Annotated in this window: 14 protein-coding genes; 8 read left to right on the top strand and 6 right to left on the bottom strand. The window is 66.4% G+C overall.

Going from position 1 to position 20338, the window contains the following annotated elements:
• Nucleotides 1–40 precede the first annotated feature (40 nt).
• Complete coding sequence (locus tag HWV67_RS02620) at nt 41–1879, bottom strand: amidohydrolase (protein ID WP_175650953.1); 1839 nt, start codon at nt 1877–1879, stop codon at nt 41–43.
• 503 nt (nt 1880–2382) lie between these two features.
• On the opposite strand from HWV67_RS02620, the gene HWV67_RS02615 reads away from it, so the two are divergent.
• Nucleotides 2383–5184: an ATP-binding protein gene (locus tag HWV67_RS02615; protein ID WP_175649790.1), complete on the top strand. Its 2802-nt coding sequence runs from the start codon at nt 2383–2385 to the stop codon at nt 5182–5184.
• On the opposite strand, the gene HWV67_RS02610 is transcribed toward HWV67_RS02615, so the two are convergent.
• Nucleotides 5172–6572 carry an ATP-binding protein gene (locus HWV67_RS02610; protein WP_256679995.1) on the bottom strand — a complete coding sequence of 467 codons (1401 nt, stop codon included), beginning with the start codon at nt 6570–6572 and terminating at the stop codon, nt 5172–5174. The genes HWV67_RS02615 and HWV67_RS02610 overlap by 13 nt on opposite strands.
• Before the next feature lie 123 nt (nt 6573–6695).
• The gene (locus tag HWV67_RS02605; protein ID WP_175649789.1) at nt 6696–7646 is read right to left on the bottom strand and encodes a GlxA family transcriptional regulator; all 951 of its coding nucleotides are present in this window, start codon (nt 7644–7646) and stop codon (nt 6696–6698) included.
• A gap of 209 nt (nt 7647–7855) precedes the next feature.
• On the opposite strand from HWV67_RS02605, the gene HWV67_RS02600 reads away from it, so the two are divergent.
• Nucleotides 7856–8578: a pirin family protein gene (locus HWV67_RS02600; RefSeq protein ID WP_175649788.1), complete on the top strand. Its 723-nt coding sequence runs from the start codon at nt 7856–7858 to the stop codon at nt 8576–8578.
• Nucleotides 8579–8597: 19 nt separating this feature from the next.
• On the opposite strand, the gene HWV67_RS02595 is transcribed toward HWV67_RS02600, so the two are convergent.
• Nucleotides 8598–8891: a DUF1330 domain-containing protein gene (locus HWV67_RS02595; protein WP_175649787.1), complete on the bottom strand. Its 294-nt coding sequence runs from the start codon at nt 8889–8891 to the stop codon at nt 8598–8600.
• Nucleotides 8892–8967: 76 nt separating this feature from the next.
• On the opposite strand from HWV67_RS02595, the gene ribBA reads away from it, so the two are divergent.
• Entirely contained in the window at nt 8968–10089 is a 1122-nt protein-coding gene (gene ribBA / locus HWV67_RS02590; RefSeq protein WP_175649786.1) for a bifunctional 3,4-dihydroxy-2-butanone-4-phosphate synthase/GTP cyclohydrolase II, read from the top strand.
• A 65-nt stretch (nt 10090–10154) separates the two neighbouring features.
• On the opposite strand, the gene HWV67_RS02585 is transcribed toward ribBA, so the two are convergent.
• Nucleotides 10155–11645, bottom strand: a complete 1491-nt coding sequence (locus HWV67_RS02585) for a class I adenylate-forming enzyme family protein (protein WP_175649785.1) — start codon at nt 11643–11645, stop codon at nt 10155–10157.
• Nucleotides 11646–11647: 2 nt separating this feature from the next.
• Entirely contained in the window at nt 11648–12670 is a 1023-nt protein-coding gene (locus HWV67_RS02580) for an alcohol dehydrogenase catalytic domain-containing protein (RefSeq protein ID WP_175649784.1), read from the bottom strand.
• 148 nt (nt 12671–12818) lie between these two features.
• Between HWV67_RS02580 and HWV67_RS02575 the strand changes: the two genes are divergently transcribed.
• The 5 genes from HWV67_RS02575 (at nt 12819) to HWV67_RS02555 (ending at nt 20032) form a co-directional block, all read left to right on the top strand.
• On the top strand, nt 12819–13520 hold the full coding sequence (locus tag HWV67_RS02575; RefSeq protein ID WP_175649783.1) for an enoyl-CoA hydratase/isomerase family protein: 702 nt from the start codon (nt 12819–12821) through the stop codon (nt 13518–13520).
• A gap of 91 nt (nt 13521–13611) precedes the next feature.
• Nucleotides 13612–16119, top strand: a complete 2508-nt coding sequence (locus HWV67_RS02570) for a TonB-dependent receptor plug domain-containing protein (RefSeq protein WP_175649782.1) — start codon at nt 13612–13614, stop codon at nt 16117–16119.
• Nucleotides 16120–16123: 4 nt separating this feature from the next.
• Nucleotides 16124–17482 (top strand): MFS transporter, encoded by a 1359-nt coding sequence (locus tag HWV67_RS02565; RefSeq protein ID WP_256679994.1) that lies wholly within the window; start codon nt 16124–16126, stop codon nt 17480–17482.
• A gap of 21 nt (nt 17483–17503) precedes the next feature.
• Complete coding sequence (locus HWV67_RS02560) at nt 17504–18688, top strand: acyl-CoA dehydrogenase family protein (protein ID WP_175649781.1); 1185 nt, start codon at nt 17504–17506, stop codon at nt 18686–18688.
• Between the two features lie 15 nt (nt 18689–18703).
• Nucleotides 18704–20032: a M20 metallopeptidase family protein gene (locus HWV67_RS02555; protein WP_175649780.1), complete on the top strand. Its 1329-nt coding sequence runs from the start codon at nt 18704–18706 to the stop codon at nt 20030–20032.
• Nucleotides 20033–20338 lie beyond the last annotated feature (306 nt).

Here is a 20338-nt window from a genome sequence, read left to right as displayed (position 1 = left end):
CGCGGGATGGCGCGGGCGTGAAGCCCGCGCCGAGGTGAAATCAGAAGGCGAAACAGGAGCAGCCGAACGCGCCCCAGAAGCCCTGGAAGTCGCTGACCGGCACGTTGGACAGGCGCGCCCGCTCATGGCCGTGGGCATGCACGCCGCACGGGCCGCTGCACTGGTGCACCTGCGCCTGCAACGGCGAGGCCGGACGCCAGTGACCCGGCACCTTGACCACCGGCGACCAGTCCGGCAGCACCGGAATGTCCAGCGGGCCGTGGTTGCGGAAGTCGTCGGCGCCGAACACCACCTTGCCGCCGACCACGGTCAGCACCGACTCGATCCACTTGATGGCTTCTTCATCGACGCTGAAGTAGTCGGCGCTGAGCACCGCGACGTCCGCCAACTGGCCGACCTTGATCTGGCCCTTCTTGCCCTGCTCCGAGGAGAACCAGGCGCTGCCGTGGGTGAACAGCTCCAGCGCGGTGAGGCGCGACAGCCCTTCCTCATGCAAAGCCAGGCCGCCGACGGTGCGACCGCTGACCATCCAGTACAGCGAGGTCCACGGGTTGTAACTGGAAACCCGGGTGGCGTCGGTGCCGGCGCCGACCGGCACGCCTTCGGCAAGCATGCGCTTGATCGGCGGGGTCGCTTCGGCGGCCTGGGCGCCGTAGCGCTCGACGAAGTATTCGCCCTGGAATGCCATGCGGTCCTGGATCGCGATACCGCCGCCCAGCGCCCGCACCCGCTCGATATTGCGCGGGGTGATGGTTTCGGCGTGGTCGAAGAACCACGGCAGGCCGTTGAACGGAATGTCGCGGTTGACCTTCTCGAACACATCGAGCATGCGGCTGATGGATTCGTCATAAGTGGCGTGCAGGCGGAACGGCCAGCGCTGCTCAACCAGGTGGCGCACCACCGGCTCGAGGTCCTGCTCCATGCTCGGCGCCAGGTCCGGGCGCGGCTCGAGGAAGTCCTCGAAGTCGGCGGCGGAGAACACCAGCATCTCGCCGGCGCCGTTGTGGCGCAGCATGTCGTCGCCCTGGTGCAGCTTGACGCTGCTGGTCCAGTTCTTGAAGTCGGCCAGCTCGTCCTTGGGCTTCTGGGTGAACAGGTTGTAGGCGATGCGCACCGTCAACTGGTCCTGCTTGGCCAGTTGCTCGATCACCTCGTAGTCGTCCGGGTAGTTCTGGAAACCACCGCCAGCGTCGATGGCGCTGGTCAGGCCGAGGCGGTTGAGTTCGCGCATGAACTGGCGGGTCGAGTTGACCTGGTATTCCAGCGGCAGCTTCGGCCCCTTGGACAGGGTCGAATACAAAATCATCGCGTTCGGCCTCGCCACCAGCATGCCGGTGGGCTCGCCCTTGCTGTCGCGAACGATTTCGCCGCCCGGCGGGTTAGGCGTGTCGCGGGTGTAGCCGGCGACACGCAGCGCGGCGCGGTTGAGCAAGGCGCGGTCATACAGGTGAAGGACGAACACCGGGGTGTCGGGCGCGGCCTGGTTCAGCTCTTCCAGGGTCGGCATGCGTTTTTCGGCGAACTGGAATTCGTTCCAGCCACCGACCACCCGCACCCATTGCGGCGTCGGTGTGCGATCGGCCTGGTCCTTGAGCATGCGCAGGGCGTCGGCCAGCGACGGAACGCCTTCCCAGCGCAGTTCGAGGTTGTAGTTGAGGCCGCCACGGATCAGGTGCAAGTGCGAGTCGTTGAGACCGGGAATCACGCAGCGGCCCTTGAGGTCGATGACCTGGGTGCCGGTGCTGCGCGCGGCCATGGCCTGGGCATCGGTGCCCACGGCGATGAAACGCCCATCCTTGATCGCGACTGCGGTAGCTTGCGGATTTTCCCGGTCCACGGTGTGGAACTGGCCGTTGAACAGAATCAGGTCGGCATTCATTGCAGGTCCTTGGTCAGAAGTGAGTGAGGCGAAGGACAACCGCGGCAGCAGCGTCGCCGCCGCGGTCAGAAGAGAGCCGGCGGCCAGCAGGCGTCGGCGGGCCGGGTCGGTGTGGTCATCGCGGTCAGTCATGGCCGCGCCCCTTGTCACCGTCGGTCGCGACGGTGTGGCGTTCACCGGGCCGCACTGTGGATGATTCAGTCATTGTCGGGCTCCCCTGGCGCTTGATCCCATGGATTCTTGGGGGTGAGGCGATCGTGGACGAGTTAATCGTTGTTAATTATTCCCCTGTTCGACGTAGTGTTTTTCCCTCGCAGGGCAGCAGGCGCCCGGAAACAGGGCCTGCGCCGGGCAAAGCTGTACAAGCGTAGACCGCGTACCGAGGCGCACCGGCGAAGCCGCCATTGCGTTGCCGCCCGAACCTGCCCAACATGCGCCAAAGCCACGCGGCAGAGCCCTTTCAGGGCCGCTGCCGGTAGTCGGAACAGCGTCAGGAGCACGATGTGAGCAACAACAGCGAACAGGCCATTCAGTTCGGCCCATACCGGGTGTTTCCCGGCCAGCGCCTGATCGTCGAGAACGAACGACCGCTGCGCCTGGGGCGGCGCGCCATGGACATCCTCCTGGCATTGCTGGCGCGTCCCGGCGAAGTGCTGAGCAAGCAGCAACTGATGGCGCTGGTCTGGCCCGACACGGTGGTCGAAGACATCAGCCTGCGCGTGCACATCGCCGCCCTGCGCAAGGCCCTCGGCGACGGCCAGGGCGGGCAGCGCTACATCGTCACCGTGGCCCAGCGCGGCTACAGCTTCGTCGCGCCGCTGACGCTGCAAACTCCGTCGCCGCTGTCCCCTGGCCGGGTCAACGCCGCGCATAACCTGCCGTTGCGACGCACCCGCCCGATCGGCCGCCAGGTGCTGGTCAATCAATTGCTCGATCACCTGTCGCGGCAACGCCTGCTGACCCTCGCCGGCCCCGGTGGCATCGGCAAGACCACCGTGGCCCTGCGGGTCGCCGAGCAACTGCTCGGGCACTACCGCGACGGCGTCCGCCTGCTCGACCTGAGCCCGCTGAGCAGCCCGTCGATGATCGTCAGCAACCTGGCCGGCGTCTTCGGCCTGGCCCTGCCCGACCAGGCGCCGCTGGACGCCCTGTGCAACTACCTCAGCGAACGTCAGGTGCTGCTGGTGATCGACAACGCCGAGCATCTGGTGGACTCGGTCGCCAGCCTCTGCGAACACCTGCTGCGCTGCGCCCCGCGTTTGCAGATCCTGGTGACCAGCCGCGAGAGCCTGCGCGCCGAAGGCGAATGGCTGCAGCGCCTTGACGCGCTGGACTGCCCGCCGCTCGACGCCGTGCTCGATCCCGCCGAAGCCCTGCGCTACAGCGCTGTGCAACTGTTCGTCGAACGGGCCATCGCCAGCCAGGACAGCTTCGAACTCGACACCACCAACCTGACCACGGTGCTCGCCATCTGCCGCCAGCTCGACGGCATTCCACTGGCCCTGGAACTGGCCGCGGCGCAACTGGCGACCCTCGACCTCGACGGCCTGCTCGGCGATCTGCGCAAGCACCTGGCCCAGCCGCAGGTTGACGCGGCCCCGCAGCACCTGCTCGGCGCCACGCTGGACTGGAGCTTCCAGTTGCTCAATGAGAGCGAACGCACCTGCCTGCGCCGGCTCAGCGTGTTTCGCGGCGGCTTCACCCTGGCCTCGGCGCTGGCCCTGGTCACCGACGAGCGCCTCGGCCGCGAGCAGGTACTGGATGCGCTGAGCCAGTTGGTGACCAAGTCGCTGCTCAACGTCGATGTCGGTGATGAAGAGGTGTTCTACCGCCTGCTCGACACCACCCGCAGCTACGCCATGGCCAGGCTGCAACAGGCCGGCGAGTTGCCGGCGGCGCTCAAGCGCCATGCCGAGCGCTATCTGGTAATCATGCAGCAGGCCGAACGCGAGTGGCCGCAGACCAGCGCCGAGCAGTGGCTGGAGCGCTATTCGCGGGCCCTCGACGATCTGCGCGCGGCGCTGGAATGGGGCTTCGCCAGCAGCGACGCGGGCCTGCTCGGCGCCCGCTTGACCGCCGCGTCGGCACCGCTGTGGCAGGAACTGTCGCTGCTCTCGGAGCATGGCCGGCACATCCGCAAGGCGCTGCTGCACCTGGACGCCGACGCCCATCCCGCCGCACACCTGCACATCAACCTCAAGCTGGCGATGGGCACCTTCAGCTACCACGGCCAGGGCGGCAACCAGGAAACCCTCGACGCCTTCGGCAGTGCCCGTGAACTCGCCGAGCGCCACGGCGACATGCCCGGCCAGTTGCGGGCAATCTCCGGGCATATGGCGGTCAACCTGAGCCGCGGCGAATACCAGCAGGCGCTGCAACTGAGCCGCGACTTCGACCAGCGCGGCCTCAGTCACGACCCGCACCTGGCCCTCAGCGCCCAGCGCCTGCGCGGACTTGGCCTGCACTTCAGCGGCGATCAGGCCGGCGCCCGCGCCGAAGCCGACGACGCCCTGCAACGCATGGCCCACAGCGGCCGCCTAAACCGCTTTACCCACGGTTTTGGCGTGCAATACGACCAGAGCGTCGCCGCCCTCACCCTGCTGGCACGCATTCTCTGGTTGCAGGGGCTGGCGGACCAGGCCGCGTGCACCGCCGAGCAGGCGCTGGACCTGGCGCGGCAGATCAACCATGGCACCACGCTGTGCTACACCCTCGCCCTGAGCGGCTGCGTCATTCCCTGGTACAACGGCGACGCGGAACAGGCGCGAGCGCGCGTGGCGCAGCTTCGCGAGCAGTCCATCCGCCATTCCGTGGGCGTGTTCCAGGACTGGGCCGAGCACTACGCTCGGGCACTCGATGGCGAACCCGCCAAGCCGGTCACCGGCCTGATCGGCGACCTGCTGGCGACGCTGGTGCCAGGGCGGGTCGATACCGCGCTGCTGGAAAGAGCACACAGCGGCGACGCCGGCTGGGCCGGCCCCGCCCTGCTCTGCTCAAGGGCTGAACAGCTTATGCTGGCGGGCGCGGATGCTCGTCAGGAAGCCGAAGCCCTGCTGCTCAAGGCCCTTGGCATCGCCCGCAAACAACAGGCGCTGGCCTGGGAACTGCGCAGCGCCAGCGCCCTGGCGCAGCTCTGGCTGGAAGACGGCCGACCGCTGCCCGCCCGGCAACTACTGGCGCCGGTGCTTGCCCGTTTCAGCGAAGGATTCGCCACACCGCAGGTGCTGCGGGCGCGCCAGTTGCTGGAGCAACTGCCCGCCCGTGAACAACCGCGCAGCCGCTACGAAAGCACTCAGGCCGGCTGAAGCAGCGCGCCGTCCTCGACGCTCTGGCGCAAATACCAGCCGGTGCTGTTCAGCACCCGGTAACGCAGCGGTGCGTAATGCACCGCCAGCAGCGATTTGGCGGCCAGTCGCTCCACCGCCCGTACGGCGGGCAGCGGGCCGATGCCGTCAGCCGCGACATGGGCGACCGCCTGTTCCAGACTGAAAGACCGGCTCAGCAGCGCGAGGCTGCGCAAGACCTGCTGCTCGATCGCCGGCAGGCGCTGGAAACTCCAGTCCAGCGCAGCCTTCAGCGATTGATGCCGGGCCTGGGCGGTGCGCCGTCCCCGATTGAGCACCTGCAGCCCCTCACTCAACTGCGCACGCAAGCCGACCAGGGCGAACACATCGATCTGCGCCGCCGCCAGCTCCAGCGCCAGCGGCAGTCCGTCGAGTTGCCGGCAGATTTCCCAGACCGCCTTGAGGTCCTGCGGGCGCAGGACGAAATCCGCCTGCCGGGCCTGGGCGCACCTGACGAACAGGCGCACCGCGGCGTAGCTCATGAACTGCTCCACGCTGTGCGCGTCGCTGCTGGGCGGGACCGCCAGCGGTGCCACGGGTAACAGGGTTTCACCGCGAATGCGCAACGGCTCGCGACTGACCGCCAGAATCGTCACCCCCGGCGCCAACGCCAGCAGCGCTTCGGCCAACCGGCGACTGCCCTGCGGCATCGCCTCGCAATGATCCAGCACCAGCAGCAGTTGCCGCTTCAATAGATAGCCCGGCAAACCCGCCAGCGGACACTCATCGCAAGGCGCCAGGCCCTGATCGCGCAGCAGGCGGGTGACCGCCTCGCGTGGGCATTGCGCCTCGGCGAAGTCGATCAGCCAGGCACCGTCGCGCCAGCGCGGCGTCTGCATTTCGGCGGCGCTCAGGGCCAGGGCGCTCTTGCCCACGCCGACCGGGCCACTGAGCGTCACCAGCCGGCGTTGCGACAGCAACAGACCGAGCGCCGCCAACTCCTCGTCGCGGCCGATGATGCGGCTCAGGCGGGTGGGCAGGTTGTGGGTCGTCGCAGATGCGGATGCGGCAGCGCCTTCGCGCTGTACCGGCGCGACAAACGCATAGCCCTGACCGGGCACGTTGGCGATGAAACGCTGGTCATCACCCAACACCCGGCGCAGCGCGGCGATATGCACCCGCAGGTTGATGTCCTCGACCACCGTGTCCGGCCAGACCCGCGCCAGCAGCGTGGGCTTGTCCACCAGCGAACCGGCCCGCTCCAGCAACACCAGAAGGATGTCCAGGGCCCGGCCACCGATGGGCAGCCGACGCTCGTCGGCGAGCATCAAGCGCTGGCCCGTGTGCACGGTATAGCGGCCGAAGCGCAGCACCTCATCGTTGTTGGAAACCCTGGCGAGTGCGCCCAAACCATCCACCTCCTGCCACTGAAAGACCTGATAGGGAATAGTGGCAGGGCAAGCTTTCAGGACAACCGTGCGAAGGGGCGCCAGGCGGCCAAATGAGTGTCGGGGACGGACAACCGCAATGAGTTAACTGAGTTGCTCGCGATACTCCGCCGGGGTCACCCCCAATCGCTCGCTGAAGACCTGCCGCATATAGCGGACGCTGCCAAATCCGCTGCGGTAGGCGACGGTCTTCAAGGGCAGGTCGCTGCTTTCCAGCAACTCGCGCGCGCGGTCGATACGGGCGTTCTGCAGGAAGGCCATGGGCGTCATGTTCACTTCACGCAGAAACACCCGGGAGAAATGCCGCGGGCTCATCGCCGCCAGCGCCGCCATGCGCGGGATGCCGAACGGCTCTTCCAGATGCTCCAGCACATGGTTCTGTACGCGGGTAATGGGCGTTTCTTCCTTGGCCACGGCGCCGGCCAGCGGGCTGAAACGTGCCTGGCCGCCCTGGCGCTTCATGACCACCAGCAGCACCTTGGCCACGTCCTGGGCGACTTTCTTGCCGTGATCTTCGGCCACCACCGCGAGCGCCAGGTCAATGCCTGCGGTGACGCCGCCGGAGGTGATCAACTGGCGGTCACGCACGTAGATCTGGTCCGTCTCCACCTGCGCCGTGGGAAAAGCGCGGATCAGGCGCTCGGTGTAGTGCCAGTGGGTGGTGACCCGGTAGCCATCCAGCAGCCCGGCATGGCCGAGGATGAACGAGCCAGTGCAGATCGAGCCGTAGCACCGCGAGCGCCCGGCGACGTCTTGCAGCCACAGGCTCAGCGGCGGGCAGATTTCGTTGTAGGCGCCGGGGCCGCCCGGCACCAGCAGCAAGTCCCAGCCGGCGTCATCGGGGGCGATGACCCGGTCCGGCAGCAGGTTGACGCCATTGGACGCGCGTATCGCCCCCGGCACCGCGCCGAGGGTGGTCAGCCGGTAATGGTCCTCGGCCTTCAGATAGCGGTTGGCGATGGAGAACACTTCCATCGGGCCCGCCATGTCGAGCAGGAGGAAATCCGCAAACAGCACCATGGCCACATTTTTCATCGAATCGGGTCACCGCAAGTTCAAGTAAATAACGCGCGACGCATTATGACCGTGCCTACCGCGTGATCGGAATGTTCTGATGCATTGTCCACTTCTACAGGACAGTCATTCCATTTGTAGCTACTTATTGCTTCGCCCGGTAACCATTAATCTACTCCCATCGAATAGACGGTTGCTCCAGCAGCCGCCACCTCACAAGGAGAACCACCATGCTTACCCTGCGCAAAGCTTCCGAACGTGGCCTGGCCAATCATGGCTGGCTGAAATCGTTCCACACCTTCTCGTTCGCTCAATACCGCAACCCGGACGAACAAGGCTTCTCCGACCTGCTGGTGATCAACGATGACCGCGTCAGCGCCGGCAAAGGCTTCGGCCAGCACCCGCACCGCGACATGGAGATTTTCTCCTACGTGCTGGAAGGCGCGCTGGAACACAAAGACAGCATGGGCACCGGTTCCGTGATCCGCCCTGGCGATGTGCAACTGATGAGTGCCGGCCGCGGCGTGACCCACAGCGAGTTCAACCATTCGCACGACGAGTCGGTGCACTTCCTGCAAATCTGGATCGTGCCAGCGGTCGGCGGTGCCGAACCGCGTTATCAGCAAGCGCACTTCAGCGCTGAAGACAAACGTGGTCGGCTGAAACTGATCATCTCGCCGGACGGCAAGGACGGCTCGCTGGAAATCCGCCAGGACGCCCGGATCTACGCCGGCCTGTTCGACGCCGATGAAAGTGCCAGCCTGAAGCTGCCCGCTGGTCGCAATGCCTACGTCCACGTAGCCCGCGGCAGTGTCGAGCTCAACGGCGTGGCCCTGCAGGAAGGCGACGGCGTGCGTTTGCGCCAGGAGCAACTGATCGAGCTGAGCCACGGCGTGGATGCCGAAGTGCTGGTGTTCGACCTGCGCCCTCACGAACTGCCGGGCATGGCCTGAACCGCAGCGAGCCCTGGAATCAGGGCTCGTAGCCTTCCACGATAATCACCTCGGCTTTCGCCACCCCCTGGCGAAAGCCGCAGGCTTCCTGATACTGCGGCGAGCGGTAGCACGCCACCGCCTGATCGTAGGATTCGAATTCAATCACCACGCTGCGCTGCGGCGTGGCCCGCCCTTCCATCGCCTCACTGCGCCCGCCACGAGCCAGCAGCTTGCCACCAAACGCGGCAAAGGCCGCCGGGGCGCGCTGGGTGTATTGCTGATACTGCTGCGGGTCGGTCACATCGACGTGGGCAATCCAGTAGGCCTTCATCGCTCATGCTCCTCAATGGGGTAAATTCGTATTATGGTATACCATAATTTCTACCGAACCACAGTGAGCGCGCAGCATGGCTTTCAACAGCATCGAAGAGATTCTCGAAGACTACCGCCAGGGCAAGATGGTCCTGCTGGTGGACGACGAAGACCGTGAAAACGAAGGCGACCTGCTGATCGCCGCCGAGCGGTGCGACGCCGCCGCCATCAGCTTCATGGCCCGCGAGGCGCGCGGCCTGATCTGCCTGACCTTGAGTGACGAACATTGCCAGCGCCTGGGCCTGGAGCAGATGGTGCCGGCCAATGGCAGCGCCTTCAGCACCGCCTTTACCGTGTCGATCGAAGCGGCGCACGGCGTCACCACCGGCATTTCCGCCGCCGACCGTGCCTGTACCGTCGCCGCCGCCGTGGCGCCGAATGCCACGGCGGACGACCTCGTCCAGCCCGGCCATATCTTCCCCCTGCGCGCCCGTGAAGGCGGCGTGCTGACCCGCGCCGGCCATACCGAAGCCGGCTGCGATCTGGCGCGTCTGGCCGGCTACTCCCCAGCCTCGGTGATCGTCGAAGTGCTCAACGACGACGGCACCATGGCCCGCCGCCCCGACCTGGAAATCTTCGCCGCCCGCCACGGCATCAAGATCGGCACCATCGCCGACCTGATCCACTACCGCCTGAGCACCGAACAGACCGTCAAACGCATCGGCGAACGCGAGCTGCCGACGGTGCACGGCACCTTCCGCCTGGTGACCTATGAAGACCGCATCGAAGGCGGTGTGCACATGGCGATGGTCATGGGCGACATCCGCCGCGACCAGCCGACCCTGGTGCGGGTGCACGTGATCGACCCGCTACGCGATCTGGTCGGCGCTGAATATGCCGGGCCGGCCAACTGGACGCTGTGGGCGGCCTTGCAGAAAGTCGCCGCCGAAGGCACCGGCGTGGTCGTGGTGCTGGCCAACCATGAATCGTCCCAGGCCCTGCTGGAACGCGTGCCACACCTGACCCAGCCGCCTCGGCCGTATCAGCGTGGGCAGTCGAAAACCTATTCGGAAGTGGGCACCGGGGCACAGATTCTGCAGGACCTGGGGGTCGGCAAACTGCGTCACCTGGGGCCGCCGCTGAAATATGCCGGGCTGACGGGGTATGACCTGGAGGTGGTGCAGAGCATTCCGTTCGAGCCGGGGTTGGTGGGCTGACCTTCGGGGCCTCATCGCTGCGGTTCGGCGCCCCGACAAGCCAGCGATGAGGCCCGCATCCCCCTTCAGGAAGCCACCACCCCCAACACCTCCAACAACCGCTTCTTCTGCACCTTCCCATAATGCGAACGCGGCAGTTCCTCGATGAACCACAGCCGCCGCGGGACCTTGTAGCGGGACAGCAATTCGCGGCAATGCTCGACCAACAGCTCCACCGACGCCGACGCTCCGCCTTCCAGCACCACCGCCGCGCACACTTGCTCGCCCCACTCCACATCCGCCAGGCCGAACACATAGGCCTCGCGCACGGCGGCGTGGCTGAGCAGCGCCTGTTCGACTTCGCCGGGCTGCACCGATTTGCCGCCGCTGCGGATGATGTCCTTGCAGCGGCCCAGCACTTCAAGCTGGCCGTCAGCGCGCAAGCGACCCAGGTCGCCGCTGCGCAGCCAACCGTCCACCAGTACTTCGCCGGTCAAGCCCGGCTGCTGCCAATAGCCCGCCATCAGTTGCGGACCCGCCAGGAGGATTTCGCCAATACCGTTAGCATCGGCGCGGTCGATGCGCAAGGCGGCGGCGAACAACGATCGGCCCACCACGCCCTCGGCGCTTTCGCCAGACTGACGCAACGCTTTCATCTGCGCCGCCGCCAAGTAGCAACTCCACGGTGCTTCGGTCATGCCATAGAGCACAGCGATGCGCCCGTCGAACAGGCTGAAGGCGCCGTCCAGCACCTCGCCGGTCAGCGCTGCCGCGCCGATGTCCAGGCTCTTGAACAGCGGCAGGTCGGCCGGTGCGCTGCCGGTCTCGCGCAGCAGGCGCAGCAATTGGGTGGGCACCAGCGAGCTGAAGGCCACTCGCTGCTGCGCCAGTTGATCGATAAAGGTCTTGCTGTCGAAGCGCCCGCCCAGCACCACCTGCCCACCGCTGAGCAGATGGGCGAGCACCGCCACCGCGGCGATCGGCCAGAGCGGACGGACATTGAGCAGCACGTCCCCCAACACCGCGCCGCGGGCCATGACGATGTTCTGCAACACCGCGCACAAGCTGGCATGGCGGTGCATCACCGCCTTGGGCACGCCAGTGGTGCCGCCGGTGTAGTTCAGCGAAGCCAGCGACTGCGGCGGCTGCGCCGGGCGGTCGGGCAAATCCACGTCCGCAGCCACGGTCAGCTCTTCCAGCGCACGGCAGCGGATACCTTCGCCGCGCAGGCCCTCGGCGACATCGGCGTACTGCGGCGAGAACAACAACAGCGCCGCGCCGGCGTCACGCAACTGGGCCAGCAGTTCGACCGGGGACAAGGTCGGGTCCAGCGGCACCCGCACCCGGCCGTTGGCCATGCAGCCATAGTCGGCGATCAGGTAGTCGATGCCGGCATCGGCCAGCAGCGCGACCCGCTCGCCCTCGCCCACGTCGAGCCGCTCCAGCGCCTGGCCGAATGCGGTCAGTGCCTGGTCCAGTTGCCGGAACGTCAGGTGGCGGTCCCGCGCGGGCTCGCTGAGGGCCGCGGCCTGCGGCCATTTGCTGGAGGCCTGGGCCAGCAGGGTACTGATGTCCATGCTTACCACCCGCTCAGGACGATACGTCCGCTGACCTGGCGCGATTCCAGCAGCGCATGGGCCTCGGCCACCCGAGGGAACGGCAGCACGCGGTCGATCAATGGCCGCACCTGCCCGCCATGAATCAGCGCCAGCGCGGTGCGCAGTTGCTCAAGCGTGGCACTGCCCGAACCCTGGACCTTGAGCCGACGACCGATCAGCAAGCCAGGATTCACCGCCACGGCGCCCGGCTGCACATTGCCCAGCACCACGACGCGACCGCCGAGGGTCATGCTGCGCAGGGTGTCTTCGAGGGTATGGCCGAGGTTTTCCATCGCCACGTCGACGCCGCGCTTGCCGGTGAGTTTCCACACTTCGGCGCTGTAGCCGGCGCTCGCCACCACCACATCATGGGCGCCCAGTTGCTGGAGGAATTCGCGCTTGTCTGCGCTGCCGGTGACCGCAATCACCCGTGCGCCCAGCGCCCGGGCCAACTGGATCTGGTGCGCGCCCAGGCCGCCACTGGCGCCGTTGATCAAAACCGTCTCGCCGGGCTGCAAGCCAGCCTCGCCGTACAGCGCACGCACGCTGGTGGCAATCGGGCAGGACGCCAGCGCCGCCAGGGTGTAGTCCAGGCCGTCGGGCAGTTCCACCGCCGAGATCGCCGGGATTCGCAGGTATTCCGCGTAGGCGCCTTCGGTGTCCACCGACGGCAGGCCCAACGCCCGGCACAGGTCCTGGCGACCGCGCAGGCAGTCGCGGCACTGGCCGCAGAATCGGCGCTGATAGACCACCACCCGCGCGCCGACCTTCAGTTGCAACACGCCCGCGCCCACTTCGACCACTTCGCCGGCCACTTCATGGCCCAGCACCACCCCGGTATGCGCACCCGGCAAATGGCCGGCGCGGTGCAGCAGGTCGTGGTGGCAAACGCCTGCGGCGTGCACGCGAACCAGTACTTCACCCGGACCGGCCGTCGGCGTAGAGACCTCTTCCACCTGCAATTGCTCCGGCCCGCCGAAGGCTTTTAGTACTATCGCTTTCATTTTTTATAACCATTTTCTAATTGCTAAGAAGATGTTCATATAGCAAACATGTTGTTTGCATTGTGAACATCAATTAAGTTTTCCCCACTTTGACGCCGACCTGCAAGAGGCAAAGCGTCTTTCTTTCACTCTTAGCGAAAACGAAGTCATGACAGTCGAGTATCAACACCTGGGTGACGGGGTTCTGCAGGTCACGCTGAACCGCCCCGAGCGCCTGAATGCGCTGGATGGCCAGGCCAAGCGCGAGCTGGCCGAGGCCTGGGCCCGTGCTGCGGAAGACGACGCGGTGCGCGCCATCGTCCTGCGCGGTGCCGGTGAACGCGCCTTCTGCGCCGGTTCCGACCTCAAGGAAATCCAAGCCACCGGCGAAGCCGTCCCCAGCGACCTGCTGGCCCGCGCCCTGCCCGGCGTCGGCCTGGAGCTGAACAAGCCGGTGGTCGCCGCCTTGCACGGCCACACCCTCGGGTTGGGCATCAGCCTGGCGATCCACTGTGATTTCCGCATCGCCCGTCCCGACACCCGCTTCAGCTTCCCGGAAGTGCGCCACGGCATGCTCTCCGGTTTTAGCGCGATCACCCTGCCGACGCTGATTGGCGAAGCAGCCGCGCTGGACATCATGCTCAGCGCCCGCAGCTTCGATGCCGAAGAAGCCCTGCGCCTGGGCCTGATCAACCGCATCGCCGAAGACCCGCACGCAGCGGCGCTGGAGCTGGCGGCGCAACTGGCCGGGCATTCGGCCAAGGCCATGGAATGGACCAAGGCCCTGCTCCTGGCGCAACGCAAGCGCCATTTGACACACCACATGGCTCTGGTCGACCAGGCCCGCCAGGACGTCATGCGTTACCGATAACCAGAAACTGCCAACACAACATCGCCTCGCCAGTACTGTCAGGAACACCCACCACCAGGAATGGAAAGCGGCACCTCACCGGAGCCTCACCATGTCTCGCCCCAACACTTTCCATCCCAGGCTCAACCTGCTGACCGCGGGCATCCTCGGACTGTGCGTCACCCCGCTGGCCCTGGCCGCCGAAACCCCGAGCAGCGACACCGCGCTGCAGACCGTCGTCGTCACCGGCGCCCGCGACAGCGGCCGCACCGTGGCCAAGAGCCTGGCACCGATCGACGTGATCAGCGCCGATGACCTGGCGCGCTCGGGCAAACAGAACCTGCGCGACGCCCTCGCCGCCAGCGTGCCCTCCTACACCAATGCCGCCGGCTTTACCGGCGGCACCGGGCTGTCGGTGAAATCCGCGACCCTGCGCGGCCTCGGCGGCAACCATGTACTGGTGCTGGTCAACGGCAAGCGCCGGCACAACACCTCGCTGATCTTCGTGCAGACCGCCGCCACCTCCAGCGGCCAGTCGCCGGCCGACCTCGACCTGATCCCGGTCAGCGCCGTCGACCATATCGAAGTGCTGCGCGACGGCGCCGCTGCGCAGTACGGCTCGGACGCCATCGCCGGGGTGATCAACATCATCCTCAAGAAGAACGACACCGGCGGCAGCGCCAGCGCGCTGTACGGCCAGTACGAGAACCGCGTCGGCGGCAAAGGCAACTTCGGTGCCCGCGGCCAGGGCCAGATCAACCAGGGCTTCGCCCTGCCCAATGACGGTTTCTTCAGCCTCAGCGCCGATATCGGCATTCAGGAAAGCTCCAATGTCGCCGGCGCAGTGCCGGACCGCACCCGCATCTATTTCCCGGTCAACGGCGCCGCCGACCCGCGCGAGACCAGCGAAAGCCGCTACCGCCAGCAGCTTGGCCAGCCGCGCTCGCAAACCTACAACTTCGGCTACAACGCCGAACTGCCGCTGAACGACACCGTCAGCCTGTATTCCTTCTCCACCCTCAGCCACCGCAACTCCACCAGTTGGGGCACCTACCGCACCGCCAACTCGCCGCAGAACATCGTCTCGGTGTACCCGGAAGGTTTCTCGCCGCGCTTCGTGGTGGAAGAGGACGACTTCCAGACCGTGGTCGGCCTGCGCAATGACGACGTGGCGGGCTGGAAACTCGACCTCAGCACCAGCTACGGCCGCAACGACGCCAACACCCGCAACGAGAAGTCGCTGAACCCGTCCCTCGGACCGGACAGCCCGCGCGACATGGACGGCGGCCATCTGATCGCCAGCCAGTGGACCAACAACCTCGACCTGACCCGCGCCTTCGACACCGGCCTGTTCGCCAAGCCGCTGAACATCTCCACCGGCCTGGAATTCCGCCGCGACGGTTTCGAGATCGAAGCAGGCGAATACGCCTCCTACGCCGATGGCCGCTACGTATTCCCGGCCGGCCACCCGCTCGCCGGTCAGCGCCCGAACCCTGGCGCCCCGGGCCTGGTGGGCTTCACCCCGGCCGATGCGCACAACTATTCGCGGACCAACACCGCCGGCTACATCGACCTGAGCCAGAGCCTCACCGACCAGTGGGACGTCAGCCTCGCCGGCCGCTTCGAGCACTACAGCGACTTCGGCGACACCGCCAGCGGCAAGCTCTCCACCCGCTACGCCTTCACCCCGGCGTTTGCCGTGCGCGGCACCATCAGCAACGGCTTCCGCGCGCCGTCGCTGCAACAGCAGTACTACTCGTCGTCGCTCACCGCCTGGCGCACCAGCCCGCTGACCGGCGTGCTGGAACAGGCCACCACCCGCTACGTCACCGTCGACGACGCGGCCGGCAAGGCGCTCGGCGCCAAGCAGCTCAAGCCCGAGAAATCGCTGAACTACAGCCTCGGCTTCGTCGCCACGCCGACCGACAACCTCAACGTCACCGTCGACCTCTACCAGATCGACATCAAGGACCGCATCCTGCAGACCAGTAACCTGCAAGGCACCGCCGTCTCCAACGTGCTGGCGGCCAACGGCCTGGACCCGAACCAGATCGTCTCCTACTTCGGCAACCTGGCCGACACCCGCACCCGCGGCATCGACCTGGTGGCGGACTATCGCTACGACCTCGGCGAGTACGGCAAGACCAAGTGGACCCTGCTGAGCAACCAAAGCCTGCAGACCATCGAGAAGATCAAGGAACCCGACGCACTGGCCGGCACCGGCGTCAGCGCCGTGGGTCGCGACCGCCAGGGCAACCTGACCACCGCCTATCCGAAGAACGTCACCTCGCTGACGGCGGCCTGGCAACTGGGCGACTTCGACGTGACCCTCAAGGGCACGCGCTACTCGAAAGTCACCGGTCGCAACCAGATCTCCGCCAGCCGCGACGAAGAAATCCGCCCGGCATTCCTCACCGACCTGAGCGTTGGCTACTGGCTGAGCGACGCGGTGAAAGTCACCGTCGGCGGCGAGAACATCTTCGACCGCCGTCCGCAGCAGCTCAACGACGAGGCCAAGCGCTTCTACTTCTTCCCGACCGACAACCCGACCTATAGCTGGTACTCGCCGTACGGGCTGGAAGGCGCGTACTTCTTCGGCAAAGTCGACGTGAGCTGGTAATCCCATGAACACGCCCGGCACCCTGTCCGCAGCCCAGCCCACCGCCCCGTCCGCCGCCCTCGCGGCGGACGCCACCGCCTTCGACCAGCGCCTGTACCGCAAGCTGGCGTGGCGCATCATGCCGTTCCTGTTCCTGTGCTTCGTGCTGAACTGGCTCGACCGGGTCAACATCAGCTTCGCCCACTTGCAGTTCAAGGCCGACCTGAACATCAGCGATGCCACCTTCGGCATCATCGTCGGGGTGTTCTCCATCGGCTACCTGCTGTTCGAGATCCCCAGCAACCTGTTGCTGGAGAAGTTCGGTGCGAAGAAGACCATGACCCGCATCATGATCCTCTGGGGACTGGTGACCATCGCCACCGCGTTCGCCCAGACGCCGGGGCAGTTCTACGTGTTGCGGATACTGCTGGGCGCGGCCGAGGCCGGCTTCTTCCCGGGGGTGATCCTGTACCTGACCTACTGGTTCCCGGCCGCATACCGGGCGCGGATCACCTCGCGCTTCATCATGGCCATCGCCGTCTGCGGCATCGTCGGCGGGCCGCTGTCCACCTGGATCATGGGCCACTTCGGCGGTGTCGGCGGGTTCAGCGGCTGGCAGTGGCTGTTCGTGGTTACCGGCATCCCGCCGGTGCTGGCCGGCGTGTTCGCCTGGTACTGGCTGGACGACAAACCGGCCAACGCCAAATGGCTCAGCGAGGACGAGAAACGCGCCATCGAAGCGGCCCTGGCCCATGAACGGGCGAGCCGCAAACCCGGTGGTCATCAACGTTTTGTCGAGGCGCTGAAAGACCGCAAGGTCTGGTTCATCACCCTCGCCTACTGCCTGACCATCATGTGCACCGGCAACGTCACCAACATCTGGGCGCCGTCGATCATCCGCGATGCCGGGGTCAGCAACCTCGGTCAGCTCGGCCTGTTCTCGGCGCTGCCTTATGTGGTCGGCGTCGGCGTGATGCTCTGGGCCTGCCGTCACTCCGACCTGCATCAGGAGCGCCGCTGGCACTTCGCGGTGGGCGGGCTGACGGCGGCGCTGGCGATGACCCTGCTGCCCAACCTGATCGCCGGCCCCTGGTCGGCCATCGCCCTGCTGACCTTGATGACCAGCGGATACCTGGTGGCCACGGCGGTGTTCTGGACCATTCCTACCTATTACCTGTCCGATCGCGCCCGCGCCGCCGGCCTGGCGCTGGTCAACTGCTGCGGGCAGATCAGCAGCCTGCTGACGCCGATCATGATCGGCACGATCAAGACCAACACAGGCGAAATCAGCCTGGCGCTGTACATCGTCGCCGCCCTTGTGGCCTGCGGCACCCTGATCCTGTTGTTCGGCGTTCCTCGCCAGGCCTTGCGCGATGCACCCTGATTCCACTTTCGAGACTGACTCATGACCGATTACCTGGCACTGGCCAATGAACTGGCCACCCACATCCAGCCTGGCGCCGCCGAACGCGATGCCCGGCGCATCCTGCCCCACGAGCAACTGGACCTGATCCGCGAATCCGGCCTGGGCGCTGCGCGGGTCCCGGTCGAACTGGGCGGCGGCGATGTCAGCCAACTGGACGTGGCGCGGATTTTCATCACCCTGGCCAAGGCCGACCCGAGCGTGGCCCAGGCGCTGTTCCCGCACTTCGCCACCGTCGAGCACCTGCGCCTGATCGCCGATGAAGACCAGCAACGGCGCTACCTCGGCGCCTTCGCCGAGCGGCAACTGTCCTCTGGTGCCATCGCCGAGCGCAGCGGCAAATTCCGTGGCGAGATCCACACCCGCCTGGAGCGCCAGGGCGAGCGGCTGGTGCTCAACGGCAGCAAGTTCTACAGCACCGGCTGCCTGTTCGCCGACCTGCTGAAAATCCAGGCGGTGGACGAGGACGGCCACGCGGTCTACGTCATGCTGCCGGCGAACACCCCCGGCATCACCCTGCTCGACGACTGGGACGGCATGGGCCAGCGCATCACCGCCAGCGGCACCACCTTGCTGGAAAACGTGACGGTGCTGCCGGAGCAGGTGATCCCCCTGGCGCAGTGGTACGAGCGCCGCAACTACATCGGCGCCAGCGCGCAACTCATCCACTGCGCCATCGATATCGGCATCGGCCTGGCGGCGCTGGACGATGCGGTGGCGTGGTCGCGCACCGGCGCCCGTCCGGTGCGTGAAAGCGGTGTCGACCAGGCGCGCAACGACCCGTACATCCTGCACACCGTGGGCGATCTGTCGGCGGCGATCCATGGCGCCGAAGCACTGGTGGAAAAGGCTGCGCTGACCGTCGACCTGGCCGCACGCACGCAACTGCAAGGCTTGCTCGCCGGCGAAGCGCTCGACGCCCTGCTGGCCCGTTCTTCGATTGCCGTGGCCGAAGCCAAGATCGCCTCGACCCGCGCCGCGCTGCTGGTCTGCGAGCGCCTTTATGAAGTCGGCGGCGCCGCCACTACCCAGTCGCGCTACAACTTCGACCGCCACTGGCGCAACGCCCGCACCCACACCACCCACGACGCCGTGGCCTACAAGTACAAGGCCATCGGCGACTACCTGGTGAACGGCAACTACCCGCCGATCGCTTTCACTTACTGACCACGGGAAACCCCCATGCCGCCGTACCGTAAAACGCTGGTTGCCCTGTTTCTCGGCTTGCTCGCGGGGCCGATCAGCGCCGCGCCGACGGCGGACTGGGGCGACCTCGATGCCCGTATCGCCAAGGCGTTGCCCGGAGTCATCGCGCTTCGCCATGAAATCCACCAACACCCGGAACTCGGTAATCGCGAGGTCGAGACCGCCAAGCGCATCGCCAAACGCCTGCGCGAGCTGGGCCTGGAGGTGCAGACCGGCGTCGCCCACACCGGCGTGGTCGGCATCCTGCGCGGCGGCAAGCCGGGGCCGGTGGTGGCGATCCGCGCCGAGCTGGACGCCTTGCCCCTGACCGAACAGACCGGCCTGCCCTTCGCCTCGACCGTCCGCGTGCTGGACCAGAGCGGCGATTTCCGCACCCGCGGCAAGGAAATCGGAGTGATGCACGCCTGTGGCCATGACGCGCACATGGCCATGGCCCTGGGTGTGGCCGAAGTGCTGGCAGCCCGTCGCGACGAGTTGCCCGGCACCCTCAAGCTGATCTTCCAGCCGGCCGAAGAAGGCCCGCCGCTGGGTGAGACGGGAGGGGCGAAGCTGATGATCGAACAAGGCGTGCTGCAAAACCCGGCGCCGGCGGTGATCTTCGGCATCCACGTCACGGCGGGCACGGCCGGCACCTTCACCCTGAGCCGCACCCGCACCACCGCCGCGGCGGACACCTTCGTAGCGCGGATCAAGGGGCGCCAGACCCACGCCGCGTTCCCCTGGACCGGCATCGACCCGGTGCCGGTGGCGGCGCAGACCATCCTCGCCTGGCAGACCATACCCAGCCGCCAGTCCAACCTCAGCGTGCTGCCAGCGCCGGTGATCTCGGTCGGCCGCATCGAAGCGGGCGACCGGCACAACATCATCCCGGCTGAAGTGCGACTGGAGGGCTCGATTCGTACCGTCAGTGACGAGCAGCGCGAAGACGTGTTGCAACGCATGCGCCGTACTGCGGAAAAGATCGCCGAAGCGTCCGGCGCCAGTGCCGAGATCGATTATTTGCCCGGCAACTACCGGGCTGGTCATAACGACACGGCCTTGGTGGATAGCTTGTTGCCGGTGCTGGAGCAGGTTTCAACTACTCCGGTGAAGATCGACAACGGGACCTATGGCGCGGACGACTTCGCTGAGTACGCCCGGGAGATCCCTGGCATCTTCATGCGCATGGGCGTCACCCCGCCGGCCTTGGCTGACAAGCCGGTGTGGCCGACCCATTCGCCGGGGTTTCAGGTGGATGACCCGAGTCTGGCGGTGGGGATTCGGGCGTTGAGTCGGATGACGTTGAGTTATATGCAGAGGCAGTGACCCCGGGGTGCCGCTTTGCGCGGTGCATCGCTGGCAAGCAAAAAGCGTCAGATCACAAACGACCGGTGGGAGCGGATTCATCCGCGAAGGGCCGCACAGCGGCCCCAAAACCATCCGGCACGAGGTGGCTGTCTATGCTCTGTATTTATTTCGACCTCACGATGCCTGAATGTGAGATCCAGACCAGCCAGAAACAAGGTACTGGATGGATCTAGGGCCGCTGTGCGGCCCTTCGCGGATGAATCCGCTCCCACAGGATTGCAAGTAGCTGACAGTTCGCGATTACCTGCGAGAGGTGTAGATACC

It is taken from the genome of Pseudomonas sp. Marseille-P9899 (genome assembly GCF_903166565.1).
GTDB classification, from domain to species: Bacteria; Pseudomonadota; Gammaproteobacteria; order Pseudomonadales; family Pseudomonadaceae; genus Aquipseudomonas; species Aquipseudomonas huaxiensis.
This window is presented reverse-complemented; position numbering and strand designations above follow the sequence as displayed.

Excerpts from the sequence above, each read along its gene's own strand:
- HWV67_RS02600 (WP_175649788.1), top strand. The coding sequence starts at position 7,856 with ATGCTTACCCTGCGCAAAGCTTCCGAACGTGGCCTGGCCAATCATGGC.
- HWV67_RS02570 (WP_175649782.1), top strand. The coding sequence starts at position 13,612 with ATGTCTCGCCCCAACACTTTCCATCCCAGGCTCAACCTGCTGACCGCG.
- HWV67_RS02580 (WP_175649784.1), bottom strand. The coding sequence starts at position 12,670 with ATGAAAGCGATAGTACTAAAAGCCTTCGGCGGGCCGGAGCAATTGCAG.
- HWV67_RS02555 (WP_175649780.1), top strand. The coding sequence starts at position 18,704 with ATGCCGCCGTACCGTAAAACGCTGGTTGCCCTGTTTCTCGGCTTGCTC.
- HWV67_RS02585 (WP_175649785.1), bottom strand. The coding sequence starts at position 11,645 with ATGGACATCAGTACCCTGCTGGCCCAGGCCTCCAGCAAATGGCCGCAG.
- HWV67_RS02605 (WP_175649789.1), bottom strand. The coding sequence starts at position 7,646 with ATGAAAAATGTGGCCATGGTGCTGTTTGCGGATTTCCTCCTGCTCGAC.
- HWV67_RS02620 (WP_175650953.1), bottom strand. The coding sequence starts at position 1,879 with ATGAATGCCGACCTGATTCTGTTCAACGGCCAGTTCCACACCGTGGAC.
- HWV67_RS02595 (WP_175649787.1), bottom strand. The coding sequence starts at position 8,891 with ATGAAGGCCTACTGGATTGCCCACGTCGATGTGACCGACCCGCAGCAG.
- HWV67_RS02575 (WP_175649783.1), top strand. The coding sequence starts at position 12,819 with ATGACAGTCGAGTATCAACACCTGGGTGACGGGGTTCTGCAGGTCACG.
- HWV67_RS02565 (WP_256679994.1), top strand. The coding sequence starts at position 16,124 with ATGAACACGCCCGGCACCCTGTCCGCAGCCCAGCCCACCGCCCCGTCC.
- ribBA (WP_175649786.1), top strand. The coding sequence starts at position 8,968 with ATGGCTTTCAACAGCATCGAAGAGATTCTCGAAGACTACCGCCAGGGC.
- HWV67_RS02560 (WP_175649781.1), top strand. The coding sequence starts at position 17,504 with ATGACCGATTACCTGGCACTGGCCAATGAACTGGCCACCCACATCCAG.